Annotated in this window: 18 protein-coding genes and 1 tRNA gene; 10 read left to right on the top strand and 9 right to left on the bottom strand. The window is 39.5% G+C overall.

Features of this window, described 5'->3' with window-relative positions; translation table 11 throughout:
* Positions 1-269: 269 nt before the first annotated feature.
* Positions 270-938: a DUF3826 domain-containing protein gene (locus IM793_RS06365; RefSeq protein ID WP_193420248.1), complete on the bottom strand. Its 669-nt coding sequence runs from the start codon at positions 936-938 to the stop codon at positions 270-272.
* Between the two features lie 387 nt (positions 939-1,325).
* Between IM793_RS06365 and IM793_RS06360 the strand changes: the two genes are divergently transcribed.
* Positions 1,326-2,195, top strand: coding sequence for an AraC family transcriptional regulator (locus IM793_RS06360; RefSeq protein ID WP_193420247.1), 870 nt, complete (start codon positions 1,326-1,328; stop codon positions 2,193-2,195).
* 151 nt (positions 2,196-2,346) lie between these two features.
* Here IM793_RS06360 and IM793_RS06355 read toward each other — a convergent pair whose 3' ends face one another.
* The 7 genes from IM793_RS06355 to IM793_RS06325 all read right to left on the bottom strand — a co-directional run bounded on the left by IM793_RS06355 (position 2,347) and on the right by IM793_RS06325 (position 17,559).
* Positions 2,347-3,279: a dihydrodipicolinate synthase family protein gene (locus tag IM793_RS06355; RefSeq protein WP_193420246.1), complete on the bottom strand. Its 933-nt coding sequence runs from the start codon at positions 3,277-3,279 to the stop codon at positions 2,347-2,349.
* 59 nt (positions 3,280-3,338) lie between these two features.
* Positions 3,339-4,907 (bottom strand): sodium:solute symporter, encoded by a 1,569-nt coding sequence (locus IM793_RS06350; RefSeq protein WP_193420245.1) that lies wholly within the window; start codon positions 4,905-4,907, stop codon positions 3,339-3,341.
* A gap of 98 nt (positions 4,908-5,005) precedes the next feature.
* Entirely contained in the window at positions 5,006-8,446 is a 3,441-nt protein-coding gene (locus IM793_RS06345) for a malectin domain-containing carbohydrate-binding protein (RefSeq protein WP_193420244.1), read from the bottom strand.
* 212 nt (positions 8,447-8,658) lie between these two features.
* A complete protein-coding gene (locus tag IM793_RS06340) occupies positions 8,659-11,475 on the bottom strand; it encodes a glycoside hydrolase N-terminal domain-containing protein (RefSeq protein ID WP_193420243.1) in 2,817 nt (938 codons plus the stop codon).
* 1 nt (position 11,476) lies between these two features.
* A complete protein-coding gene (locus IM793_RS06335; protein WP_227256154.1) occupies positions 11,477-13,054 on the bottom strand; it encodes a glycoside hydrolase family 28 protein in 1,578 nt (525 codons plus the stop codon).
* 216 nt (positions 13,055-13,270) lie between these two features.
* Complete coding sequence (locus IM793_RS06330) at positions 13,271-14,824, bottom strand: glycosyl hydrolase family 65 protein (protein ID WP_193420242.1); 1,554 nt, start codon at positions 14,822-14,824, stop codon at positions 13,271-13,273.
* Positions 14,824-17,559 (bottom strand): hypothetical protein, encoded by a 2,736-nt coding sequence (locus IM793_RS06325; protein WP_193420241.1) that lies wholly within the window; start codon positions 17,557-17,559, stop codon positions 14,824-14,826. The genes IM793_RS06330 and IM793_RS06325 overlap by 1 nt, the downstream gene beginning before the upstream one ends.
* 266 nt (positions 17,560-17,825) lie before the next feature.
* Between IM793_RS06325 and IM793_RS06320 the strand changes: the two genes are divergently transcribed.
* From IM793_RS06320 to IM793_RS06300, 5 genes are all read left to right on the top strand, one after another.
* On the top strand, positions 17,826-18,590 hold the full coding sequence (locus tag IM793_RS06320; RefSeq protein ID WP_193420240.1) for an SDR family NAD(P)-dependent oxidoreductase: 765 nt from the start codon (positions 17,826-17,828) through the stop codon (positions 18,588-18,590).
* A gap of 24 nt (positions 18,591-18,614) precedes the next feature.
* A complete protein-coding gene (locus IM793_RS06315) occupies positions 18,615-19,469 on the top strand; it encodes a fumarylacetoacetate hydrolase family protein (RefSeq protein ID WP_193420239.1) in 855 nt (284 codons plus the stop codon).
* Between the two features lies 1 nt (position 19,470).
* Positions 19,471-19,800, top strand: a complete 330-nt coding sequence (locus IM793_RS06310) for an L-rhamnose mutarotase (RefSeq protein ID WP_193420238.1) — start codon at positions 19,471-19,473, stop codon at positions 19,798-19,800.
* Between the two features lie 12 nt (positions 19,801-19,812).
* Positions 19,813-20,634, top strand: a complete 822-nt coding sequence (locus IM793_RS06305) for an amidohydrolase (RefSeq protein WP_193420237.1) — start codon at positions 19,813-19,815, stop codon at positions 20,632-20,634.
* 223 nt (positions 20,635-20,857) lie between these two features.
* Entirely contained in the window at positions 20,858-22,027 is a 1,170-nt protein-coding gene (locus IM793_RS06300; protein ID WP_193420236.1) for an alpha-hydroxy acid oxidase, read from the top strand.
* A 133-nt stretch (positions 22,028-22,160) separates the two neighbouring features.
* Here the strand turns inward: IM793_RS06300 and IM793_RS06295 are convergent, their stop codons facing one another.
* Complete coding sequence (locus IM793_RS06295; RefSeq protein ID WP_193420235.1) at positions 22,161-23,312, bottom strand: aldose epimerase family protein; 1,152 nt, start codon at positions 23,310-23,312, stop codon at positions 22,161-22,163.
* Positions 23,313-23,511: 199 nt separating this feature from the next.
* Here IM793_RS06295 and IM793_RS06290 point away from each other — a divergent pair, with 199 nt between their 5' ends.
* From IM793_RS06290 to IM793_RS06275, 4 genes are all read left to right on the top strand, one after another.
* Positions 23,512-24,183: an HAD family phosphatase gene (locus IM793_RS06290; protein WP_193420234.1), complete on the top strand. Its 672-nt coding sequence runs from the start codon at positions 23,512-23,514 to the stop codon at positions 24,181-24,183.
* 3 nt (positions 24,184-24,186) lie between these two features.
* Positions 24,187-24,885, top strand: a complete 699-nt coding sequence (locus IM793_RS06285) for an NUDIX domain-containing protein (protein WP_193420233.1) — start codon at positions 24,187-24,189, stop codon at positions 24,883-24,885.
* Between the two features lie 210 nt (positions 24,886-25,095).
* A tRNA-Lys gene (locus tag IM793_RS06280) sits at positions 25,096-25,168 on the top strand.
* Positions 25,169-25,624: 456 nt separating this feature from the next.
* Positions 25,625-26,842 (top strand): site-specific integrase, encoded by a 1,218-nt coding sequence (locus IM793_RS06275; protein WP_193420232.1) that lies wholly within the window; start codon positions 25,625-25,627, stop codon positions 26,840-26,842.
* The last annotated feature ends 91 nt before the right edge of the window (positions 26,843-26,933 follow it).

Raw genomic sequence — 26,933 nt, 5'->3', positions numbered from 1 at the left:
AAAATTTAAGGTAATTTGGCTCATTTATATTTTGATCTCTGTGAATTATCTGGTTAGAAAATGTATTATAATTCGAACTATAATTAAATTGGTAATTCTAGCTAATCTCCCCCGTTAAATTTTGAATTATTTTTCAGCATAAAACAAAATTTAAGGCGCATTTATACCTTTTTTAATTGATCATACAAGGTATAAATAAATTCATATATAAATGAAGTATTCTTAAATAAAAAATCATAAAAAAATTTATGCCCTTAAATTATTAGAAATTAATTGACTCCAGCCTTGGCCTTTCGCCTTTTCTCCCATTCTATGCCTTCCTTTTTAAGGTCGTAACCTGCTGCTGAAAGGTAATTGTTGATACGGCCCTTATATTTACCGAACCAGGCATGTTTTTTATCAGATGATTCAGCATCCATGGCATGCTCACGGGCCTCGGTTAGCCAGTTCAGAATCTGTTTTTTTTGATCGTCGGTTAGTGTTAAAATTTCTTCCTGATAGGCTTTGTAAGTGATGGGCAACACATTATAAGTCATGCCGTTTTTAACCAGCTCTACCTGCTCATTAGTTAGTTGAGCAGAAAGTTTGTTGATGTATTTTTTGTGCAGTTTGTTTAAAGCTGTTTCTACAATACGGCCATCTTTTGCCAGTGCCGAGTCGCGCTCTACCTTATTATCTTTATTTTTTTCTTTAATTTCTTTAACCCTGGCATCACGGGCGGCATAAATATCATTCAGATTGCTGTATTGATCGCGAACAATTACCGTTACTTTTTGTGTTTTCCTGGCATCGTTAAGGCCTAAATTGGTCACAATTTTAGCCGCACGATCAGTAATCATTTTGGTATAGGCTTCTTTATCTGCAGCGGCATTCGTCTGTGCAAAAATGGCTGTTATGCCAGAGAACGTTAACAATAAGGCCAAAATGGATGATTTCATGTATTTGATATTTTAGTTGAATATATTTTTAATGGAATTTGCAATTTTTGAAGCATAAAATTTTTAAACGGGATCCATCCACCACCAACAGTTTTAATGATGAGGATATTTAAATAGGCAGCCTAAATTAGTGGAATTTTTGGTTGTTTTTCCTTGTCTCATAATTTATTAATAAACAAAAAATTTATAGGAAAATAATTTGTCTGTTTATAATTTGGTTACGCCCATTTGGCTTAATACAAAACTCAACATAGAAAAACACTATTTTCTAATGGTTTTTAGCCAATTAATATAGGATATTATCATTTAACTCTTTAACTTTATGTCCGCTGCACAAATTTAACTGAGTAGATTGTTGCGGCGCTAACCAAATATTTTAACCCTGAGATGAAACCCCATTTTCATAAAGTTCCCATTACTTTACAAAGTTCTTTTAGTATCCGCCACGACATTAAACCCGATTTTGGAAACATCTGGCATTACCATCCTGAACTGGAACTCCATTATGTAATCAAAGGTGAAGGTGTACGTTTTATTGGCGATAACATCAGTAATTTTGTGCCTGACGAAATGGTATTGCTGGGTGAAAACCTGCCCCACACCTGGCGCTGTAAGGATGAGTATTTCCAAAACAATCCCGACCTGACAACGGAAGCCATGGTAATCCATTTTTTGCCTGATTGTTTGGGCAAATACCTGCTTACTTTGCCAGAAGCTTACCTGATCCCTAAATTGTTCGAAAAAGCCAAAAGTGGCATGGTAATTAAAGGTAAGGCTAAAGATAAACTGGTTGATTTAATGCGGGCAGCTGTTGATGCTACGAATTTAGACCGCATTATTATTTTACTTTCGATCTTAAAAACGCTCGCAGAAACGGATGAATATTCGACCATTGTAACCAGTAAAAATACTTTTTATCAATCGAACGAATCGGAAACTTTACGCATCAATAAAATCTGCAATTATACGCTTAGTAATTATAAAAAGGATATTACTTTAGAGGAAGTGGCATCGTTAAGCAATTTAAGCGTGACTTCTTTTTGCCGCTACTTTAAACTGATGACGAAGAAGACTTTTTACGATTTCCTGATCGAAATCAGGGTGAGCCACGCCTGCCGTTTCCTGATTGAGAATAAACTGCCCACCGAAATGATCTGTTTTGATTGCGGCTTCAATAATGTATCTAATTTTTACAGGCACTTTAAAAAGGTAACCGGGATGACTCCTTTGGATTATAAAAGAAAATATTTGAATTAAATTTCATTCGCGATCTTCGCTAACGCTCGTTTCTAACGAGCGTTGAATAGTTTATCGTTTAAAAACGATAGAATCGTTTAACTATTTTGCGCTCGTTTGAAAACGAGCGCAAACGTCTTTCTAGTTCAAACCTGCGAGGTTTTAAAAAAAATCATATAAAAACCTTAATATTCAAATTATTGCGTAGCGAAGTATAATCATCAAATAAGGTTTCCATTCCTTTTACTTCACTACTTGTAAATGCGCCCACATTTCTGCGTGTAAAAGTAGAAATGTTTAACCCCCGTTTTTGCAGAAAATATTTGGATACCACCGGATAAACATGGTGCATCACCTCCATGTTATCGATCAAAAACTGCTGCACAGCCTGTACCTCACCATTAAGCAATTCATTATCATAATGATCACACAACCAAACAATTAACTCCGGAAAGTAATTACCCTGAATACAGGATAATCCTGAAGCGCCTGCTTTGAGCGAATCAACTGCGTGAACCATGTAGGCATCGTACAAGCCAAAAGCATAGCCCTCGGTGAGTTTGAGTTTTTCTTTTATCTGGTTAAGATCCAGGCTGGTATCTTTATGGTAAATTACCCTTCCTGTAGCGACAAAATCGGCCAGTTGCTGTGGCTTTAATACTCTTTTGTAGGGTACAGGACATTCGTAAAAACCCATCGGAATTTCATTGGTTTGATGCAGCAGATTGAACACACGTTCGCTAAATATTTCGTCGCTTTCCGCTTCACTGGCCAATAAACTGGTAATGGCAATTACGGCTTCTACACCTGCATCGCTTACTTCTTTTATAAAATCAGCTTGTTTGGTAATTTCGCCGCCAAAGGTTCCAGTGGCTACAACAGGTACGGCACCGTTTGCCACTTTTACCACATGTTTTATAACCTGGATTCTTTCCTTATCACTCAATTCGAACATCTCGCTCGAGAGGCAATTGGCAAACAAACCTGAAGCCCCTGCCTGTAAATAAATCTCCGTAAGTTGTGTTAAAGCAGGATAATCGATGTTCCCATTGCTCAAAAATGGCGTGAGCATAACCGGGATGAACCCTTTTTGTGAGTTTTCCATTGTAATTTGATATGGTAAATGTGCTATATTTTTTTTGCCGCGAATAAGCACTGATGAGCTTAATGGGCTGTTTTTATCTTTTTGTTTTTAATTTTTGTCACGAAGAGCCCTGTTAAAAAAATGGTTAAAGTACCGATTACGATAATCATATTTTTATGCAAAGGATTTCTAAAAACCTCATATTCAGGAGGAAGAAGTGAAGAAAATGTCATCCATATAATTACAGCAATACCGATGATGGTTGCAGTGATGGCTTCATGGTTTTTGGTTTGCCTGCTGATAATGCCAAGTAAAAACAAACCCAGCATTCCGGCCGCAAAAATGCCTGATAATTCCCACCAAACATCCAAAATGCTTTTTACACCGATCATGGCTATTCCTGCAATCATGCCCAGCAAGCCAAATCCTACCGTAGCCAGATGTAACAGTGATAAATTCTGTTTTTCGGTGATGCCGGGTTTGAAATACCTTTTGTAAATATCTACTGAAAACACGGTTGCCGAAGCATTCATTCCAGAACTAATGGTGCTCATAGCCGCAGATAAAATGGCCGAAACAATCAGTCCAACCAAACCAGCCGGAATTTTGGTAACCATAAAATGTGGCATTATTTTATCTCCATAATCTGATGGAATCAACGCGTTTTGTACTTTTAAGACCTCTGCTGCCGAAGCATGTAGCGGCAAACGCTCAACAGCTACCTGATGTTTGACCGACTGCACCAATTCCGGATTAACCTCATAATAAGCGAATAAGCAAGATCCTATAATGAAAAACAGCAGTGAAGCAGGGATGTACAACCAAACACATAACCAGATTGATTTCGAAGCCGCTTTACCTGATGATGCGGTATGGTATCGCTGAATATAATTCTGATCCATTCCAAAATTGTTCAGGTTGATGAAAAAACCATAAAGAAAAACCACCCAGAACGACGATCCGACAAAATCGAATTTAAAACTGCCCAGGCTAAATTTATCGGCAGATTTTCCAATCTCTACAATCTTTGATACACCTCCCGGCATATTCGAAATAATCAAATACAGAATGAGTAGCGCACCCAGGGTTTTTACAATCGCCTGTACCACTTCTGTCCATATTACCGCTTCAATTCCTCCTAAAACGGTATAAACAATGATACAGATACCCATCACAATCATAATCATCTGCATGGAGTAGCCTGTAAGTGCCTGCAGACTCAGCGCAATTCCGAAAAATATCGATCCCATTCTGGCCAACTGCGTCAACAGAAAACAAACTACCGCATATACCCTTGCCCATGCGCCGAAACGTTTTTCTAAATGGGTATAAGCTGATATTTCTCCGCTATTGCGGTAAAATGGCACAAAATATTTAGAAGCCACCCACGCCGCCAACGGCATCGAAATACTAAATACAAATGCATTCCAATTGCCACCAAAAGATTTACCGGGCACGCCCAAAAAAGTATTGCTGCTTAAAAATGTTGCATAAATAGATAAACCTATCGCCCATCCGGGGATCAGGCCCGAAGCTTTTGTAAATTGCTCGGAATTTTTATTTTTTCGCGAAAAATAAACCCCAACTAATATCATCCCGACAAGGTAAATGAAGATGATCGCAAGGTCGAATACGGGTAAACCTCTCATTACTTCTTGGCTCGTTTATTAATTTGGTTAAAACAAATATGCATCGCTAAATATCATCATTAATATAAGATTTTGGCCACATATTATACCATCTTATCTTATTGAACATCTAAAACATCAACTGCCAGTCCTTTGGTTTCTGTGGCGGTTAAGCGCACTTGGTAACTTCCGGCATTAATCATGCTTCCGGTATTGGTGTTCAGGTAATTCCATTTCCCCTCTTTGGTAGGCGAAAATTCTGCCATTTCTGTTTTCATTAAGGTTCCATCTGCCGATAAAAACTCCAGTTTAGCTTTCAATGGCTGATTGGAAGGGTTATGGTATTTAATGGTTAAGGAATAGGTATCGGCAACGCCAACTGAAATATTCCAGGTGACACTCCCCTGGTTGGCAGCATTAAAAATTACACGCTGTTTGTTCATCAATACTGCTTTTGTAATATCTTTTCCCTCTAAAATGCCGTCGGTAGCTTTGTAGCTCGTGCTTGTTTTTAAATCGTAAGCAGGTTGTAAATGGGTAATGGGCGACACAAAAACGCTGGCCACCCTACTATCAAAAATGATTCTTTCGTTGGGGATAAGTCTTTTGCGGTAAAGATCAAACATTTCATCATTACTGTTGCTTAAAGTGGTTTTGGTATTTTCAAATCCCTGCGGAACGCTGCTGTTTTTATTCAGTGCAATAAAGGCATCAACACTATCAGTAGCGGTAAATCCGATGCTTTCCTGTCCACGGGTGGCCTTAAGCCATTCTGCACCGTATAAATTTGAAGGCAAATCGGTAAATGCTGATTTTTCTCCTTTAAATTGCTCGTCTCCAATATCCAGCCAGCTGTTTAATTCGGCATTTTTTATTTTCGTTAAAAGCGAATTACTTTCTGGTGCAGGTTTAATATTTTGGTTTAAACTGGCTATGGCAATACTCGAAATCACCGCCTGCCCCACTTTCACCTCAGGGAAATTAATATCCAAAAAGCCACCTTTAATTGAAGTTTTGATTGTTTTCTTCAATAATGTATTGCTGCCGGCTTCTTTCCAGATATCTAAATCTTTAACAACTGTTTTACCGTTAAATGCCACATCAAATAAACGCATGGCTTTGGCATCAAAACCACCACCAATTCCCAGCCAGGGTTCAATAAAATAAAGTTCAACCAAATATTCTCCATCGGGCAATGGAAAGTGATATTTTAACTGTTCTCTGCCATATCTGAAACTTTGAAAAAGCTTCCAATCTTTAGTGCCATTAATCGGTTGAAAAGTACGGCGTTGACTGGCGAAAAAATCGGGTATACCCGGAAAATTAGCCGTCCATGAGGTAGAACCAAAACGATCAGCAGAAGTTAAATTCCGATCGGCGAACCATTGATTGCCGTTCACATCGGTATAATCGCCTCCTCCACAGTTTAAACGATAAACATAGTGATAACCATTTTCAGGACTGATTATTTTCTTATCGGTAACCAACAGATTGAAATTAGTGCTTTGTGGCAAGTTCTGTAAAATGATCTGATCTTTAGCTACAGGTTTCCCGTCAACATACCCTATAGCATACAAAACGTTATACTGAATATTCGGCCTATCCCATTGGAAATGCGTACCAATTGCCCCACGTTTTTTCTTGCCTAATGACTGTCCGTTTACATCATTAAAAAGTTCTACTTCATCACAATTAGAATACACCACTACACTATCTTTGATGCCAGGTTTTACCCAACGGTTTGGCCAGGTGTGCGAAACAATGTAAACCATAGGTGCGGTTTGTTTAGGCGCATAATTAGACCTGAACATGTAAAAAACATCTGTAGGCTCTTCCCAGGGAGTAAACATGCCCTTGTAGTTTACCGGACCAATGCGATCTAAATCGCGCAGACCTTCCCCACCCTGAACCCGGCCAGGATTATCGTGTGAGCTATACAACCAGAAAAAATGACCCGCTGTTTTATCTTTTACCGATTCGGCCAGGCGCACCTTGGTTTCCATTAAATCTGTCATTTTATTTTCCGTGTACCCTTTTCCATTGGCATCAGTTGTATGAAGATCAACGGTTCTCCAGGCGCCATATTCTCCCACTAAAACCTGTCTTTGTAGGTCTTCACCATAGGTTAACGGATTACCTCCATAGGTACCTGTCCAGTTTTGGGGTACATCCCAATCGGTTCCTTTACCGCCATTACAGGTCGTTACTTTTCTTTGTGAAGAAGCGGTTGGATCCAGTTTCCGAATCAATTCGGTACATTCTCTTGCGAAATCTTCGGGCAGCGTACTTTCATTTTCCAATCCCCATAACACTACCGCAGGACTGTTCCTTCTTTCTTTTACCCAGTCCGTTAAAAGGGCTTTAAAATTCTTCCTGAATTCGGGCGTATCGTACCAGATGTGCGCCGCCATTTGCGTCCAGCATAAAATCCCTTCTTTGTCCCAATAGTCAGAATACAATAAATTGTGTGGCTGGTGTGCATCGCGGAAGGCATTAAAACCTGCTGCTTTAATCTGCATCACCCTCGACCTGATCTGTTCCTTACTAAAAGCATGGCTCTGGCCGATTAAATGCTCATATTCTGCAATACCATTGATAAAAACAGGCTTTCCGTTTAATAAAAATTGCTTTTGATTGGCGTGATCGCCTGTAGGCCAGCTGATCCAACGGATGCCATAAGGTGTTTTCAGTTCATCTACAATTTTTCCATTTTCAATGATGGTGGTTTGCAGCGTATAGAGATATGGACTTTCCAAAGACCAAAGTTTTGGATTGATGATTTTGTCGGTTTGCTGATTGATCTGGATTTCTTTCCCTGCGGGAACAACAAGTATTTTTTTAATTTCCTTAACCTGTTTTCCGTCTGAATCAAGTAGCCGGTTAATTACCGATACATTTTTTGGCTTTAAAGCATAGTTTTTAATGCTTGTACTCAGGTTTAATACTGCGGCTTTTTCTGAAATTTTATTGTCGTTCCAGATGTGGATACCAAATGGTTCAACACGGATATCATTGGTCACAATTAAATGCACCGGACGGAAAATCCCCATGGGTTGCGAGCCTTCCGAAAAACCGCGTTCGGTTGAGCAACCGCCATCAACCCAGGGTAAATCCTGAATATTTGCAGGATGATCGGCACGAACGGCCAAAATATTTTCCTGACTGTTCAACCTAATTGAAGCAGTAACATCTAATGTAAAAGTGGTTCTGCCACCCGCATGATAGCCTACTTTTTTACCATTTAACCAGACAGTTGCATAAGAACCTACCCCCTCAAAATATAAGAAGAACCTTTTTTCGGGTTTAACTTCATTGGTTTTGAATATTTTTCGGTACCAGGCATAACCATGTTTATTGCCATGAAGTTTGCGTTGGTAACCTTCATATTGATCCCAGTTATGTGGAACATTAACATTTTTCCAGTTTAAGGTGTTGTATCTGGCCGACTGAAAGCCATCGTAAGCATTTTTGTTTTTCTCATCGGCTATGGTAAGCCAATTGGCATTTAAGGAGATATCTTTTCTGGTTGAACTTTGGGCATGAACGAAATTGATTCCCATTAAGAAAATAGTGCAAAAAGATAGTAAAAGTGTCCGTGTAAAATTTGAGTAGGTTATAGGTTTGTGGAGACACGAACCAATGCGCCGCAAAAGGTTTCTTCCGAAGTTTTGTAAGGTGGTAAGGTGGCAAACTTCGGAAGTATTTACTGGACTACATGCTAAGACTGACGAAATCTTCTTCCGCTCAGACCTTTTAGATTTCGTAAGTTGATTCATCGCTCTTTCAAATCTCCATTCAGTTTATAAGTTTCACCCATTTTGGTTTCAAAACTTATATTGTTGTTTTTATAATGAACTTTACAGTTTTCACCTGTTTTAGATTTTATGGTAAGCGAGGTCAGTAAGCCGTTTTTCCATGTCAAATCCAGTTCAAATCCGCCTCGCGCCTGTAAACCCTTAATTTCTCCATTTGGAATAGCTGTTGGCAAAGCTGGTAAAATATCAAGATAACCCTGATGGCTTTGCAGAATCATTTCAGCAATTCCTGCTGCACCACCAAAATTTCCATCAATCTGGAAAGGAGGATGTGCATCGAAAAGGTTTAAATAAGAACCTGCACCATTATGGGCTGGTTTCATTAACATTTTGATCAGTTTCATCGCATGGTCGCCATCCCTAAACCGTGCCCAGAAATTTATTTTCCAGGCTAAACTCCAGCCTGTGGCATCATCACCGCGATACAATAAAGACTGTTTTGCAGCCTGCATTATTTTTTCGTTACTGTCCCATGTAATATCATTTCCGGGATAAACACCCCATAAATGAGAAACGTGACGGTGTTTATTGGTGGTATCATCTTTATCTTCCAACCACTCTTGTAGTTGTCCATATTTGCCAATCTGATTTGGAGCAATTTGTTTAACTTTCTCTGTCAGGGATTTCCTGAAATCTTCATCAACATTTAACACCTCGCTAGCAGCGATACAATTTTTAAAAAGAGATCGAATAATCTGATGATCCATCGTCGGACCAGCCACTAAACCACCATTTTCCGGCGAATTAGATGGTGTACTGATCAACCAGCCTGTTTTTGAGTCTTTCACTAAAAAATCCTCAAAAAATAGAGCGGCCTGTTTCATTAAGGGATAGGCCTCTGTCTCCAGGAATTTACAGTCTTTACTAAATTGATAATGTTCCCACAAATGCTGACTTAGCCAAGCACCACCACTAACCCAGATACCATGATCGGAAGCGTTAATCGGGGCTGTACCGTTCCATAAATCAGTATTGTGGTGTAACACCCAGCCACGGGCATTATAATATGCTTTTGCCGTTTCAGCACCAGTTTTTGATAGTCCTTTAATTTTACTAAAAAGTGGTTCGTTTAAGGCTGATAAATTGAGGATTTCGGTGGGCCAATAGTTCATTTCGAGGTTAACATTCGTGGTATACTTACTTCCCCAAGGTGGTGTGAACAGGTCGTTCCAAATCCCTTGAAGATTAGCAGGCTGTGTTCCTGGCCTGGAACTCGAAATCAATAAATACCGGCCGTATTGCATATAAAGCGCTGCAAATGCAGGATCATTAGCGCTCGCAAATTCTTCCAATCTTTCATCCGTCGGCAGGTTTTCATTCTCCGAACGGCCAAAATCAACACTAAAGTTGTTATAATAGGTTTGATATTCTTTAATGTGTTTCTGTTTAATTTCAGTGTACGCTTTACCTTTTAAACTGTTAAGCGCATTAACATTGGCCGTCGAAGGGTTTCCGGAAACATCCTGCGCACTAATAAAATTGGTACCCGCAGTTAAATAAAGTGTTACTTCATCAGCCTGATTGATACTGATTTTTCCGTTCGCGATTTTTAAATTGCCTTTTTTAATAATGGCTGTTAACCTGCTTTCTCCTTTTAATAGACCATTTTTAACCGCCACAGTCAAAGCCAGCGTCTGGTTATCCAATTTTTTAACAGCCGACTTGCGGTGAACGCTCGATAATTCAGCATCAAAACTGATCGCTTTAGGTTTATCGGCAGTTAAATGAATAATAACAGCCTGATTAGGCTGGCTGGCAAAATATTCGCGCTGATAATTTATTCCATTGCTGGTAAAGGTAGTTTTAGCAATAGCAGTGGTGATATCGAGCGAACGTTTATAATTGCTCACCAGCGATTTATTGAGTTTAAAGTATAAGTTAAGGTCGCCAAACGGTTGGTAACTTTCCTGATATTGGGGAACGGCCGGTGGATCTTCATCCTGGATTTTATATTTCCACGCTTTAACCAATGAAATGCCCTGCTCAACACTGCTGCCCACAGGATAAATGCCTATTTTTTTTGAAGTATCCTTATAACCTAATAAACCGCCTTTATCGAAATAGTTGAGTACCTGGATGGCAATTGAATTTTTTCCTTTTTTGATCAGCTTTGCCGGAATGGTGTATTTTCTGGGCTCAGTATTATCGGTATTGCCAACCAGTTGACCATTGATATAGGTAAAATCCTGATCGCGAATGCGGTTAAGATCAATTACCAGATCTTTTCCTATCCAATTTGTGGGAACATCAAAACTTGTTCTAAACCATACTGCACCGTCTAAATTGGCTAAACCCACAGTCTCCCAGCCATTAAAAGCAGGTAGTTTAATGCTTTTCCAAAGTTTATCATCAAAATCGGCTAACGCAGGGTTGCCCTGAATGCCCTTCCCGTTTTTCATTTGGTTTACCCAGGCATTCCTGTCGCCTGGTTCACTTTGTAGTCCCATAAATTCTGCCTGAGCAAGGGTTTCGGCTTCTTTTTGTTTGCCCTCAAAAAGCAATTGTCTAATGTCCTTTAAATATTTAAAGGCACCTTTGCGGTTATAATCCCTTGGTTTTCCTGTCCACAAAGTTTCTTCGTTAAACTGGATATGATCAACCATTGTACCTCCAAAAATCATGGCACCAATGCGACCGTTACCAATCGGTAAAGCATCTGTCCACTTTTCTGCGGGTTTGGTGTACCACAACGTATGGTTGTTTTGTTGCGCAAAACTGCCGCTACGTGCGACTAATATAAAAGATAAAATACCTAATAAAAGTTTAAACCTCATGTTACTGTCCGTTATCGCCCGAAATAATTTCGATGTTTGTTGTTACTTCTTTTTCCTTTTTAATGGCTTGCTTAACCCTTCTGAAATTATTATTTCCAAGGTATATGTTTTGGGTTTCTGCCCCACTTAATTTCAAATAAGTAACCGTTTCTTTTACAGGAAAAGCGTTGTACAGAAACAGGTCAGATACATTTGAAAGATCAGTTACTGCTGAATTTGCTAACGGTTTATTACTTTTAAAGCCATCAATAATTAGATTATTCACTTTTAATGCTTTTAATGAAGGGCCTAACTCCGTATTTACCATTACATTATGAAACTCGATATTACTGGAATTTTGAATGTAAAAACCGGTCTTAGCTTCCATATTGATGTCGTTAAAAGTAATATTGCTGATGGGCATTTCTTCTAAACCATTTAAATAGCCGGCCTGGTTAACCTGACCGGTGATATTGCTGAAATGAATATTCCGGAATTTAGGCGTACGCTCTGATACAGGTTCAGGACTGGTTTTCGCATATTGCATATCCAATACGATAGCCTGATCTTTAATATTTTTCATGATAATATTGCTCACCCTAATCTCTTCAACCACACCACCTCTTCCACGGGCAGTTTTGATGCGAATTCCCCTATCCGTTCCATCGAAGACACAATTCGAGATGGCTATTTTGCGCACATCGCCCGACATCTCACTGCCAATAACCACTCCGCCATGACCTGATAACATCGTACAATTTGTAATCACGTAATTTTCTGCCGGAACGGCCATTTTTCGCCCGGGTGCATCCTTGCCCGATTTGATGGTGATGCAATCGTCGCCCACACTGATGTGGCAATCTGAAATGTGCACATTTTTACAAGATTCAGGATTGATCCCATCTGTATTCGGCGAATGGGGATTGTTAATAGTAACCGCATGAACCTTAACATTTTCGCAAAACTCAGGATTTATGGTCCAGAAAGGAGAATTGCGAATCGTAATGCCATCAATCAATACGTTTTTGCAAAACATAGGCTGTATAAAAGGCGGACGGAGAAACCCTCTCTTCATCTGTTTAGGGTCGTCAGGAAGAATAATATCCTTATTTAAACCATCAAAAGTAGTCTGCCATTTCGATCGCGGTTGACCTTCTTTATAACCTTCTACAAAACCCCACCACTTTTTACCATGTCCATCGATAATTCCACGACCAATGATTGAAATATTTTCTGCCTTATAGGCGTAAAACAAAGGCGAAAAACTGGTTACGTCGACGCCCTCGTAGCGGCTTTTCACCATCGGTAAATAATCATCAAAATTATCGCTAAAATGCAATTCGGCACCGGCATCAATCAATATAGTAATATTGCTTTTTAAGTGAATTGCTCCGGTTAAGTATTTTCCGGCAGGAAAATAAACTGAACCGCCCCCTGCTTTTGATGCGGCTTCTATTGCATTTCTAATGGCAATTGTGGCCAGTTTACTACTGTCGTTTTTTGCACCGTATTTAATTACGTTATAGTAAGACTGGGCTTTAACGGTTAAGGAAGTGCTTATTGCAAGTACAAAAAGTAAGGTTTTGAAAATATATTTCATTGTTTTTTTATTTAAATGCCTCGTCATTGCGAGTTCCGATTTTTCATCGGGACGAAGCAATCTTTCTAGTTTTTCCAAGCTTCAAAGATTGCTTCACTCCCCCGCACATTCCAATGCTTCCGTTCGCAATGACGATTTTTTATAATGCCTTGGTGCGTGTCCCCACGAACCAATAAACAATTTCTGTCTTTGTGGACACAGACCGGGATAGTTGATTTAATCCATCCTAACCTTTAAAGGCTTCAAATCCTTGCCTTTATAAACTTCTTTGCCATCAACAAATAACAATAAGCCCTTGCCCTTTTTATATTTTGTGCCTGTTTTGTCCCATAAAATCGTCACTAATTTTCCATGATAGGAGACATTATCCAGTATAAACCAATCCCATTGATTTTTAGGAATTAATGGAGAAATTTCGAGTACATTATCCTGACGTGGCTTTATACCAATCAGATCATTGATAATCAAATCATTAAAGGTAGAGTGGTTATAGAAACTACTTCGAGGATTATCTCCTTTTAACCATTCCCCGTTTTTTTCATCCTGATACTCGCCTATGTAAGGTTTTCCGTTTTTGATATGAGAAGCAGCATACTGGTGCAGTTCCTGGTAAAAGATCTTTGCATTCATTTTACCATGTTTTTTATAATTCGTGAGCAGATTTGCCAATCCTTTTAATGTCTGCGAGCTGGCGAAAGGCCAAAGTGCTCCATCCCATTCGCAACTGTGCCCTGTACCCCTTTTTCTGAATGTTGGATTTCTTCTTTCTGCCGTGGTTAAGCCCCAGGGTGCTTTAAATCCGGCTGTATCCAATAACTGGTCCCAGGCTTTTGCATAATTGGCCTTATCGTCGGGTAAATTAAAATCCCAGGGCGTAAAACCGATGGCTTCCCGTACATCAGCTGAACCGCCTTTGGCTTTTCTGGTTTCGAAAAATGAAGCAGAAGCATTCCACAAACTATCCTGAACCAGTTTTTTAAGCGCAATTGCTTTGTTTTTATACTTACTGGCGAGCGCACCGTCACCTAAAAGTGTGGCAATTTTATCTAAAGCCATGGCGTTGCCATACATGTAACTGTTTATTGTTGGTCGCTGGTTCTGGTCTTTGCGTGATCCGCTGATTGATTCTTCCATGCCATCCTTCACATCATGCTGCCAGAACAACCCATTTTTAAGCTGTCGTTGCGATTCCCATTTTTCGTAATCTTTATCCAGTTCAGTCAAAATTTCTTTCAAAAATCCCTGATCCGGTTTCACCAAATAGTTTTGATACACTGCATCATCCACCCAACTGCTAAATTGATGAAAACGCTGCTTGGTTTGCCCCACATCGGCATGGTAAAGCCAAAATTTGATATAATCTTTCAGGTAACTGTTGTCTTTTAGCCACCTGCCTTCGTAAATGTGGTGACCTAATGCACAACTGATGGAATTGTATTTGCCTGCATGTTTAACTGGTTCAATAAACTCGGTAAAAATGAAACCTTCGGGTGTTTTAACCAGGTGTTTACGGTAAGTCCACCAGCGGTAGTAATAATTTTGTTCCAATACCGAATCCGGACATTCGAATAAAGGAGCCTGATCGGCAAGCCATTTAAAAGCCTCGCTATTTGGAATATAATTCTTTACCGCTTCCGTGTCTATCGAATTAAAATATTCAACGTATTTCTTCAATTTTCCTGTTCCCGGGATAGGCTGTTTTTGTGCAAAGCCGGTAATTGTCAATATCGACAATGCTACCGTGGCTATAAATTTTCGTGTATTTTCCATTATTCGAATAACCAGTCTATATCTTTTCCCCTACCATCTAAACCCGCGTTAAAAATGCGCAGTTCCTGTTTATCGTCAATAAAGCCTAAAACCAAACAGGCTCCTTTTCCTAAATTTAAAGTATGCGTTCCGGCTGGGAAAGCATAAGCGTGTACACTTAACGGAGGAAAGCCATAAGGCACCAGCGCATTCGATATTTTAATTTCGGATTGACCATAATTATTGGCACTTGCATCGGTTTCCAATTGTGGTGGAGCCAGGTATTGCGCGTTTTTCTGGTTAAAAAAGCCAACCAATAATTTAACAGGAGATTTGGTGCTGAACTTTATTTCTGTACCGTTTTTAATTTGTTGTGCTTTGCTCAATTTAATGCCCTTTAAACCGCTTAACTGCCCGGCCACTTCTTTGATTTTAACTGTTGTATCCGTAAAAAGCGGAGCATCTTTGGCGATGGTATAATTTTCAGCTTGGTTCAATATCTTAACATCGGCTGTTTTATAGGGTATAATTGCAGCAATTGTTCCTACTTTTATTAATTTTAAAGAATCGATGCTCCTTTTAAAATGATTTAATTCCTTGGTAAAAATGGGTAACATTTCTCTCCAATGGATAAAAGTTTTATCTACACCACGCATCGGTATTTTACGTTGCTTTGTTTGCATACTGTTGGCATACAAATAATGATGATCTGTTAGTTTAACCAGTTCCGAATAGTAATTAACGCTTTTTTGCAGAAAAGGCAAGGCCTGTTCTAAATCGCTTACCTGGTTCGAGTATTTATACCGCAATATCCAAAGCGCTGCTTTTACTTTCTCCGCATAAAAATTGGCCATGGCATCATAACAATAAATGTCGTTTTTAAGCCTTTTAAATTCTGCGGTATCTTTTCTTACATTTGGTGCGGCCTGATTAATCGATTGAATAGCTTTTTTGCCGTGTTCAACCACCTCTTTTGCCACCTGAACGGGTGTTTCGCCAATATGTCCCTGCTTCTTCCATTCCTTTTCTGCATAATCAATAATCATTTCACCTTCTGGCGCTTCCGACTCATATAACAAGGTAAAAAGTCCGTATCGGTAAGGATTAATCAATTGTGTCATTAACATACCCAAAGTCAGCGTTTGCCGGTTACCATCGGTAATGCCGTATCTGCGTAAAAGTTTAGGCGATATCTCTCCAGATTCTTCATAGGCATTTAAAATGGCTTTGCCACCAATTAAATTGGTTCCGTATTTATCACTGAGTTCTTTGCCCCAATAATCGATTTCCTGTTTGCGGTCGCGCTGCGAATTCCACGAATACCTCGCCCATTCTTTATACCAGATCCAATCGCGGTCTACCTCTAACAACCTGCCTTTTACTTCATCAGCTGAATACGGCCAGTCCCAATAACTTGCCTGTGGGTATAAGTGTAATCCCTTTGCGCCATAAATTTTATTCATCGCCTGCACCGATTTCTGGATAAAATCTGCTGAACCATATCTAAATGGTTCAAGATTAGCTAAAATATGCACATTAGAAATGTTAACCGTTCCAATAGCTGCCAACTTTCTGTTCAGATCGGCCCATGCTCCACGCGGCGTATAAGTGGTTAAGGCCTCTCCGTTAAACTTATTTTCAGTGTATAAATTATGATAAAGTGGCAATGCGGCTTTCATTACGCTGGGCGCATCTGTATCATGTGCACGCAATACAATCGGAGGCTCTTCTTTAATTCCGGCAGCTTTTAATCCATCTTTTACCCCCGGGATAATGGTTTTGGTAAACCAATCAATATCATCTTGTCCAACGCCTTCCATCGCCTCTCCCAAAGCCACCATTAACCCCACATTTGGATATTTCTCTACAAAACCAGCAATCGATTTTCGGGTGTAATCAGCAATTAAAGGAATAATCGGACGGTTTCTATCCTGTGTTTTTAATCCATATTTAGCGGCAAAAGGTTTTGGGATAATGATATTATAAAACATTTGGATTACCCAAATTCCGCGTTTATCAGCTTCTGTGGTTAAAAACCGAAAAATCTCTTCATTCTTTTTTAAAGTAGCATCATCTACCTCTACAGCATAAGGATAATCTTTTAACCTCAATAAAGAAGAAAAGGGATGGCCATTCCATAAATAAAGCGAGTTATAACGGTTCTCTACCATCATATCGAGGTATTTGATCCATAAAGCTTTATCATATAACCAGGGAAAAGTTTCTGGGGTATATGGGTATTCGTAAACATCATGTCCGGGGAGGTAATCTGGTTTCTGCAAGCCGATACAAGTGCCCCGTAATACCATTTCGGGTTGATCGGACATGGTTAGCTGCAATGGTAATTTACCATTACTTTTAATCTGATCTGCTAATTCAATACAGCCATACAAAGCACCCGATGCATCGTTACCAATGATATAAATGGTGCCATTTTTTGAGGTATAAATATGGTAACCCTCTTTTTTTGTAGTGGAGATCTTATTTTTAACTTCAGCAGGAAGATGATTGGCGAAGAGCTTATCGGAAAATATACCGATTGCAATGATATTGCCTACGCTACCGATCTTGTCTTTCTGTTCGATTTTGATCGAATAATTTAATTTAGCTAATGCTTTTGAAATTCTTTCTGCACCAAAACCTACGCGGACATGATGCTCGGTAGAAATAACAATTGTTTTTTGTGCACGGTAATCTGCGTGAGATAATGGGATTGATAAAAAATAACAGGAAATAAAAATCAGAAAATTTCTCATTCAATTTGTGGCTTACCACTCTCTTTTACAGAAAGATGAAATATGATATTTGGTTAAAATATTATTTAAATATAAAAATAATATTCAAATATAAGTAAATTAGCTTTCTGTGTTTGTAAAATTTATGCAAGGTAAGGCAGTTGGGATGTTACAGGTGGAGTATGACAATATCTGTTAATATTTAGACAAGAAGATAAAATTTTTAACCAACAATATTTATTTTATTTGTATTGTATATTCTAATCAATTATAATTTATAACCATACATGTTTTCACTAAAAAACAAAAGAGCCGTGGTTACAGGCGGGGGAAGCGGCATTGGAAAGGCCATTGCAACCATTTTAGCTAAACAGGGCGCTGAAGTTCACATCATCGAACTGGGAACTGAACAGGCGCAGGATACGATCAATGAAATTAAGGAAAATGGCGGTACAGCATTTAGTTATGCCTGCGATGTTTCTGACCATAAAGCAGTTCATGAGGTTTTTAATCAGATCGGGCAGATCAACATCCTGATCAATAATGCAGGCATTGCACATATCGGAAAGGCTGATACGACTGAAGAAGCCGATTTTGACCGTGTAATGCGCGTAAACGTTAAAGGTGTTTACAACTGTTTGCATGCAGCCATTCCGCAGATCCGTTTGGCAGGTGGAGGTGTGATCATCAATATGGCGTCAATTGCTGCTTTGGTCGGCCTACCCGACCGTTTCGTGTATAGTGCGGCTAAAGGTGCAGTGAAAGCCATTACCATGAGTGTAGCCAAAGATTATATCGGCGAAAACATCAGGTGTAATTCCATCTCTCCGGCAAGGGTACACACGCCTTTTGTAGATGGCTTTTTACAGAAAAACTATCCGGATAATATCCCTGAAATGTTCGAAAAGCTTTCTAAAACACAACCTATCGGCCGGATGGCGAAACCGGAAGAAGTAGGCGCGCTGGCTTTATATCTGTGCAGTGATGAAGCTTCTTTTATTACGGGCTGCGATTACCCGATTGATGGTGGATTTACAACCTTAAATAATTAATAACACAATTTTAAATATAAAATAATGAAATTAATACGATTTGGAGAAGCGGGAGCTGAAAAACCTGGAGTAATCATTAACGATAATTATTTCGATGTTTCTGCACTGGTAAAAGATTATAATGAAGAGTTCTTCGGTGGCGACGGTTTAGAAAAACTTAAAAAGGACATCGAAAATGCAGATTTACCACAGGTTGATAAAGCTGTACGCCTTGGTCCAGCTTTGGCTCGTCCTTCTAAAATTATCTGTGTGGGTTTAAATTACAAAGACCACGCGGCCGAAACCAATGCACCCATTCCTTCGGAGCCGATTTTATTTTTCAAGGCTACTTCGGCCATTGTTGGTCCGAATGATGACTTAATTATCCCAAAAAACAGTAAAAAAACCGATTGGGAAGTAGAATTGGGCATTGTTGTGGGTAAAAAAGCGAGTTATGTTTCTGAAGAAAATGCTTTGGATCACATCGCAGGTTACGTGTTGCACAACGATTATAGCGAACGTGAGTTTCAGATTGAAAGAAACGGCCAATGGGTAAAAGGAAAAAGCTGCGATACTTTCGCGCCGATCGGGCCATTTATTGCTACACAGGATGAAATTGCGGATGTACATAATCTTCGCCTTTGGTTAACCGTAAACGGAAAAACCTTACAGGATGGAAATACTTCGAACCTGATTTTCAATGTTCCTTTTATGATTTCATACATCAGCCAGTTTATGACGCTTTTGCCAGGAGATGTAATCTCTACAGGAACACCAGCCGGCGTTGGATTAGGCCAAAAACCAGAACCCTGGTATTTAAAAGCAGGCGATGTGATTGAATTAGGTATTGATGGTTTAGGCACCAGCAAACAAACTGCTAAAGCTTACGGCGAAAATTAATATGAAAAGATATTGCCTCGCGCTCGATCTGGTTGACGATGTAAAGCTTATTGAAGAATATAAGCAATACCATCAGTCAGTTTGGCCTGAAATCAAAGAAAGTATCAGCTCCTCTGGCATCGAGAATCTGGAGATATATCTCGCTGGTAACCGGCTGTTTATGATTATGGAGGTGAATGAAAGTTTTTCTTTTGAAGCTAAAGGTACAGCCGATTTAGCCAACCCAAAAGTGCAGGAATGGGAAACCCTGATGTGGAAATTCCAGCAGGCTTTGCCTGGAGCTAAACCGGGCGAAAAGTGGATCTTAATGGACCAGATATTTAAACTTTAATAATTTTAACAAATGATTGATACGCACGTACATTTTTGGAATTTCGATCCGGTTAGAGATAATTGGATTAGCGATGATATGAAAATTATCCGCAAAGATTTTTCTCCGGAAAACCTAATGGAGCCTTATAACCAACTTCATATTACCGGATGTATTGCCGTGCAAGCCAGTCAGTCGGAAGAGGAAAATCATTTTCTCTTGAAGCTGGCAGCGCAAAATGAAATCATTAAAGGCATTGTAGGCTGGGTTGATTTGCTTAATCCCAATCTGGATGAACGTTTAAACTACTGGCAAAATCATAAAACCATTAAAGGCTGGCGACATGTGCTGCAGGCCGAGAACCGTGATTTTATGCTTAACCCAGCTTTTATTGCGGGTGTTAAACAGTTAAAAAAATACAATTATACTTACGATTTATTGTGTTACCACAATCAGTTGGAAGCCATTATACAAATGGTTGATCAAATTCCGGATCAGCCATTTGTATTGGACCATTGCGGTAAACCGGATGTAAAAAGTCAGGATTTGAAAGCCTGGACTGAAAACATTAAAATTTTGGCTGCAAACCCAAATGTACAATGTAAAGTGTCAGGCCTTTTAGCCGAAGCCGATTGGCAAAACTGGACGGAGGAAGAATTATTTAACTGCTTCGATGTGATCTTTGAAGCGTTTGGCCCTGAACGTGTGATGTATGGCAGCGATTGGCCGGTAATGTTAATCAGCAGGCCTTATGAAGATTGGTTTAATTTAGTTACTAAGTACACCGCTCGATTTTCTGAAGCTGAAAGGAAATTAATTTTCACCGATAATGCGAAAGCTTTTTATGGGGTTTAGTTTTATATATGCGCTAACGCTCGTTTCCAACGAGCGTTGAATATTTTATCGTTTATAACGATATAATCGTTTTGCTATTTATGCACTCGTTTGGAAACGAGCGCAAACAAATTCAAACATAAAACGATCAATACAAAATAGCAGATAGTGCAGGATGGAAAACATAATACAAAACATTAGTTTTCAATTTTAAAACACAATCTGACCAACACAATATTTAATTATGAGTAAAAATATTACATTCCCTTACCATCCTCAATTCCCTTCTGTAGCCGATTTAAGAAAAAAAGCAAAATCAAGAATCCCCAAATTTGCTTTTGATTACCTGGAGGGTGGTTGTAATGAGGGACTTAATTTATCAAGAAACGAGAGCGACTTCGATAATATTTACCTTAAACCGAATTACCTACGTGTTGGTGGAGATATCGACATGTCGGTTGAGCTTTTTGGTCGTAAATACAGTGCGCCATTTGGCATTTCTCCGATTGGTTTACAAGGTTTAATGTGGCCTAATGCACCCGAAATTTTAGCTAAGGCTGCTGCTAAAGCCGATATTCCCTATACACTGAGTACAGTATCTACCAGTAGTATCGAACGCATTGCAGAAGTTTCAGAAGGAAAAGCCTGGTTTCAGCTTTATCACCCTACTGAAAACAAACTGAGGGATGATATTTTATCAAGGTTAAAAGCGGTTGAGTGTCCGGTTTTAGTGGTACTGGTAGATGTTCCTGCCTTTGGATTAAGGTACAAGGAAATTAAAAGTGGTCTGTCTATACCCCCTAAAATGTCGATAAGTAATATTTTACAGGCATTCGCAAGACCTTTATGGGGGATTAAAACACTTCAGCACGGCATCCCTTCGTTTGCCACCTTAAAGCCATATATGGAAAAAGGAATGGATATGTCGCAGCTCGGACAGTTTATGAACAGGACATTTACAGGAAAAGTTGATATTGAAAAAGTTTCAGCCATCCGCGAAATCTGGAAAGGCCCATTAGTATTAAAAGGCATCGCTACCGACGAAGATATGCAGGCAGCCATACAAATTGGTGTTGATGGGGTTATTGTTTCGAATCACGGTGGACGGCAAATTGATGCGGGTGAATCATCGATCAATTCTTTAATTAAACTTGCCGGGAATGAGGTTTACAAATCAAAACTCAAAATCATGCTGGATGGAGGAATCCGTTCGGGTGTTGATTTGGCAAGAGCACATGCAGTAGGTTCTGAATTCAACTTTATGGGCCGTCCGTTTATGTATGGCGTTGGCGCTTTAGGTGATGAGGGCGGTGAACATACCATCAATATGTTTAAAACCCACTTATACCAGATTATGCAGCAACTCACCATCGAAAAAATTTCGCAATTCCCTGAAAGGTTATTGTCAGTATAAAAAAGGCTGTATCAATCAATCTTGCTTTCTCAGAAGTTTGTCACGTTGAGCCTGTCGAATGCCCCATACGCATAACGGCAGGCTTTCTACAGGCTCAGTATGACAATTCTATATTTGATACAACCCGTTAACCTTATTTCGAAAACTTATACGTTGTACTCGTTTTATAGGTTTCACCCGGTTTAAGTACGGTTGAAGCAAAATTCGGGTGGTTTGGTGCATCAGGGAAGTGTTGCGTCTCTAAACAAAAAGCTGAACGGTGTGGGTAAGATTTACCGCCTTTACCATCCTTATCCGCCCCGGTCAAGAAATTACCACTGTAAAACTGTAAGCCAGGCTCGGTGGTGATCACTGATAAAACAATCCCGGTTTTAGTACTTTTTACCACAGCTACCGGTGTTTTACCATCGTGGTGGGTTAAGGCAAAGTTATGGTCGTAACCTTTACCAAATTTTAACTGCTCGTCGTTATCGCCAATTTGTTTGCCAATTAGTTTTGCTTTGTTAAAATCGAAAGCAGTACCTGCAACAGGCTGCAATTTTCCGGTTGGAATCAGGGTCGAATCAACTGGTGTATAAGTATTGGCGTCAATCATCAGTTCGTGATCCAAAATGGTACTGTCGCCTTCACCGTTTAGGTTAAAATAAGCGTGGTTGGTCAGGTTTACAATAGTCGTTTTATCAGTAGTAGCCGCGTAATCAATTTGCAGCGAATTATCGTCGGTTAAAGTATAGGTCACTTTCACATCCAATTTACCAGGGTAACCGGCTTCGCCATCATTAGAAACGTAACTCAATTCAAGCTTCGTACTATCCACTTGTTTCGCATCCCATACTTTGCCGAAAAAGCCATCAGTACCGCCATGCAAGGTATTTACGCCATCGTTAAGCTGTAACTGGTATTCTTTTCCATCTAAAGTAAATTTACCTTTACCAATGCGGTTTCCGTAGCGGCCAATCAATGCGCCAAAAAATGGTTCACCTTTTTTACGGTAGGCACCCACGCTATCGTAGCCAAGTACCACATCGGTTAGTTTGTTGTTTTTATCTGGCACCAACAAGGAAACTACCCTGCCGCCGAAATTGCTAATCGATACCGAAGCACCTTGTTTGTTTTTCAACGTGTAAAGTTTAACCGCCTTACCATCAATGGTCGCGCTGTATTTTAACGAATCTTGCTGTGCGTTGCTCGTTGCACCTTTATCGGTTTTAGGATTGCATGCACTAAAAGCAAGGGCTACGCACAAGGTAGCCAATGGTAATGCCTTAAGAAATGGTTTTTTCATCAGTTATTATTGTTTTAAGTTGATGAAGCAATCGTGAATTTTACCTGGCAAAACTCCTGATGCTTGCATATAGATTTATTTTTGGTTACAGCTAAAGTAGTAAAAATAATTAACGTCAGGTTAACGATTATAATATTATTTCTGTTAATATTGATCATCATTCCCAACATCAAAAAAAATCATATAATTTAGCAACACTATGCACGATTTTAATTTCAAGCCTAAAGCTCTTCTTTTTGATTTAAACGGAACCATGATTAACGATATGGAATACCATACGTTAGCCTGGTACAGTATTATGACGGAAGATTTAGGTGCAGCACTAAATTACGAAAGTGTAAAGAAAGAAATGTACGGCAAAAACCACGAAGTACTGGAGCGTGTTTTTGGTAAGGATAAGTTTAGTCCTGCAGAAATCGAACGCCTTTCGATAGATAAAGAAAAGCGCTACCAGGAGGGTTATTTACCGCATTTGGCCTTGATAGCCGGTTTGGACGACTTTTTGGAGCGGGCTAAGGCTGCACAGATTCCGATGGCCATTGGCTCCGCAGCTATTCCTTTCAACATTGATTTTGTGGTAGATGGCTTAAACATCCGCCATTACCTGGACGCCATTGTAAGTGCCGATGATGTACAAATAAGCAAACCCGATCCGGAAACATTTTTAAAGGCTGCAGCTGCCCTGGGTGTTTCACCAGCTGATTGCCTGGTTTTTGAAGATGCGCCTAAAGGTGTAGAATCAGCTTTGAACGCAGGTATGCAATGCCTGGTGTTAACGACTACCCATAGCCTGGAAGAATTTGATGGTTATCCAAATATTTTGGGCTATATTACCAATTACAACGATGCTAAATTAACCCTGCTTTTTTAAAACATGAAAAAATATCTAAATCAAAAACCTGTATTGGTTGCCGTAGACTGTATTATTTTTGGTTACGACGGCGAACAACTGAAACTTTTGGTTATTAAAAGGGCCATTGAGCCAATAAAAGATCAATGGAGCTTAATGGGCGGTTTTATTGGCGAAAACGAAAACCTGGATGGCGCTGCGAAGCGGATCCTTTTGGAGCTTACCGGACTGCACGATGTATATTTAGAGCAGTTGCACGCTTACGGTAGCCCCGACCGTGATCCTATTGAGCGCACGGTATCAGTAGTGTATTTTGCCCTGATCGATATCAATAAATACAGTAAACAGATTAATGATCAGTTCCGTGCCGAATGGTTTACACTTAAAGAAGTACCTGAACTGATTTTCGACCATAATATTATGGTAAAAGCAGCGATGGATAAAATCCGTTACCAGGCAGCCCTCCACCCTGTTTTGTTTGAGTTATTACCCAAACGCTTTACCATCCCACAATTGCAGGCTTTATACGAACAGGTGTACGATACACCGATTGATAACCGCAACTTTATCCGTAAAATTACTGCCAGTGGTTTGCTCATTAAACAAAACGAGAAAGATAAATCGAGCTCACGGCGTGGTGCCTTCTACTTTAAGCTCGATAAAAACAAACATAAAGCACAGTTTCAATCGTTTTTGAACTTTATACCCAAGTCGGTTAAATAATATATTTCGGGTAAGCATATCCCTATTTAGCTTGCTTAACTTTTTATTTTTAAAAGATGAAAATTATTTTTGGTGCTTAGCCATTTTAAAATCAAGAGGTTACAACCTGATAACATTATTTTAACGATAAAGGCCAAAAACATTTTGTAAAAACATTTGCAAAGAAAGGATTTATCTCTATATTTGCACCTCCTTAAACAAAAGGAAAATGATTCCGTAGCTCAGCTGGTAGAGCATTACACTTTTAATGTAGTGGTCCTGGGTTCGAATCCCAGCGGGATCACAAGAAACCTCACAGAAATGTGAGGTTTTTTTGTTTTATCCCCTCTGGGATTCGAACAGAAGCGCCGGCCTGGGTTCGATTTGTAAAAGGCTCAGGGCCGGGTTCGGGGTTTTGCGGGGCTGAGCCAATCCCAGCGGGATCACACCAAAGACTATCAAAATGTATAAAACCCTGCAATCGCACGATTAGCAGGTTTTTTGCTTTTAGGGAATTGCCAAAAATCACATGAATTCACAAAACTTTGGTGAGTGATTCGGTGTTAAGGCAAAACGGTTAAAATTGACTCACCGAATTGTATATAACCATCTATTGAACAGGTTGTTATAAACTGAATATCTTGTGTATTTTAAGAAGCAAAGCTATGTTTGCATCGTCGTTATCTATTGTTTTTTAACGGTGATGCAGCTCTCGAACCGAAAGTCGGTTCTCGGGTTGTTTAACTAAAATCGAGAGATTATGAAGACCAATTTTAGCCTGCTTTTCTATCTGAAAAAGCAAAAGAACTATGTAAGCGGAAATGTACCGATCTACATGAGGATTACCGTAGAGGGAAACCGTGCAGAGATCGCCACCAATCGTGACTGCGACCCCAAGCGATGGAATGCCAAGGGCGGCAGAGCCATCGGCTCAAAAGAAGAGATTAAGGTGTTGAATACCCATCTTGACCAGTTGCAGAATGCGGTTTATTATGCGCATCAGTGTGTTTTCGATATGGGGTTGCCGATAACAGCAGATGCAATCAAATCAAGTTATCTGGGTACGCTTACTAATTCACATACCCTATTGGAAGCGGTTGCCGACCATAATTTAAAGATGGAACAGCTTGTAGGTAAAGATTACGTCCGTGGCACATTGAACCGTTACAAGGTTCTAGAGACGCACCTGAAAGTGTTTATCCGCCAGAAATATGGTGTAGCCGATATGGACATTAGAACTATCGACCAGGCATTTCTGAACGGATTTGACCATTACCTAAGGTCTGACAAGAACTGCGCAAACAATTATGTTGTAAAAAACATTAAGAACCTCGGGAAAATCCTTCGCATCTGTATGAAGAATGAATGGATAGATAAATCGCCATTTACAGCTTATAAAGGCAAAACAAAGAATGTTGATCGCTTTTATCTGAACAAGGAGGAATTGGCTCATATCGCGGGTAAAGAATTTTTATCGGAGAGATTGAAGCAGGTAAGAGATGTTTTTATTTTCTGCTGTTTTACTGGTTTGGCTTATGTCGATGTCTTCAAACTGAAACAGGAAAATATCAGGAAGGGAATTGATGACGACCGATGGATCTTTACCAACAGGCAGAAAACCAAAACAAGGTCATCGGTTCCGCTACTTTCAACAGCTGTTGAGATTGTGGATAGATATTCCACCAACAAAGTCTGCCTTAATAAAGGCTTGCTTCTTCCAGTTCCCAGCAACCAAAAGATGAACGAATACCTGAAGGAAATTGCCGAACTGTGCGGAATTGAAAAGAAACTGACTTCGCATATTGCCCGCCACACATTCGCCACAACGGTTACGCTATTGAATGGTGTACCGATAGAAAGCGTATCGAAGATGCTAGGACATACCAATATCAGGACTACCCAGCATTACGCGAAGATTTTGGATATCAAGGTAAGCGAAGACATGGCAGTGCTAAAGAAAAAGTTAGCTATGATATAAATCAATAAATTTAATAATCACAGCCAACTGACAAATATTTAAAAATATTAGGCATTAATTCCTGTTTTAGTTAGATTTGTAGGATGTTAAA

Origin of the sequence: Pedobacter sp. MR2016-19 (assembly GCF_014947265.1) — a bacterium.
Lineage (GTDB): Bacteria > Bacteroidota > Bacteroidia > Sphingobacteriales > Sphingobacteriaceae > Pedobacter.
Note: the sequence above shows the minus strand (reverse complement) of the source record. Positions and strands in the feature narration are given on the sequence as shown.

Bases quoted from the DNA above. Each gene is read 5' to 3' on its own strand.
- IM793_RS06315 (WP_193420239.1), top strand. From the start codon at position 18,615: ATGAAATTAATACGATTTGGAGAAGCGGGAGCTGAAAAACCTGGAGTA.
- IM793_RS06345 (WP_193420244.1), bottom strand. From the start codon at position 8,446: ATGGGAATCAATTTCGTTCATGCCCAAAGTTCAACCAGAAAAGATATC.
- IM793_RS06360 (WP_193420247.1), top strand. From the start codon at position 1,326: ATGAAACCCCATTTTCATAAAGTTCCCATTACTTTACAAAGTTCTTTT.
- IM793_RS06355 (WP_193420246.1), bottom strand. From the start codon at position 3,279: ATGGAAAACTCACAAAAAGGGTTCATCCCGGTTATGCTCACGCCATTT.
- IM793_RS06325 (WP_193420241.1), bottom strand. From the start codon at position 17,559: ATGAGAAATTTTCTGATTTTTATTTCCTGTTATTTTTTATCAATCCCA.
- IM793_RS06340 (WP_193420243.1), bottom strand. From the start codon at position 11,475: ATGAGGTTTAAACTTTTATTAGGTATTTTATCTTTTATATTAGTCGCA.
- IM793_RS06295 (WP_193420235.1), bottom strand. From the start codon at position 23,312: ATGAAAAAACCATTTCTTAAGGCATTACCATTGGCTACCTTGTGCGTA.
- IM793_RS06305 (WP_193420237.1), top strand. From the start codon at position 19,813: ATGATTGATACGCACGTACATTTTTGGAATTTCGATCCGGTTAGAGAT.
- IM793_RS06275 (WP_193420232.1), top strand. From the start codon at position 25,625: ATGAAGACCAATTTTAGCCTGCTTTTCTATCTGAAAAAGCAAAAGAAC.
- IM793_RS06350 (WP_193420245.1), bottom strand. From the start codon at position 4,907: ATGAGAGGTTTACCCGTATTCGACCTTGCGATCATCTTCATTTACCTT.
- IM793_RS06320 (WP_193420240.1), top strand. From the start codon at position 17,826: ATGTTTTCACTAAAAAACAAAAGAGCCGTGGTTACAGGCGGGGGAAGC.
- IM793_RS06335 (WP_227256154.1), bottom strand. From the start codon at position 13,054: ATGAAATATATTTTCAAAACCTTACTTTTTGTACTTGCAATAAGCACT.
- IM793_RS06285 (WP_193420233.1), top strand. From the start codon at position 24,187: ATGAAAAAATATCTAAATCAAAAACCTGTATTGGTTGCCGTAGACTGT.
- IM793_RS06300 (WP_193420236.1), top strand. From the start codon at position 20,858: ATGAGTAAAAATATTACATTCCCTTACCATCCTCAATTCCCTTCTGTA.
- IM793_RS06330 (WP_193420242.1), bottom strand. From the start codon at position 14,824: ATGGAAAATACACGAAAATTTATAGCCACGGTAGCATTGTCGATATTG.
- IM793_RS06365 (WP_193420248.1), bottom strand. From the start codon at position 938: ATGAAATCATCCATTTTGGCCTTATTGTTAACGTTCTCTGGCATAACA.
- IM793_RS06310 (WP_193420238.1), top strand. From the start codon at position 19,471: ATGAAAAGATATTGCCTCGCGCTCGATCTGGTTGACGATGTAAAGCTT.
- IM793_RS06290 (WP_193420234.1), top strand. From the start codon at position 23,512: ATGCACGATTTTAATTTCAAGCCTAAAGCTCTTCTTTTTGATTTAAAC.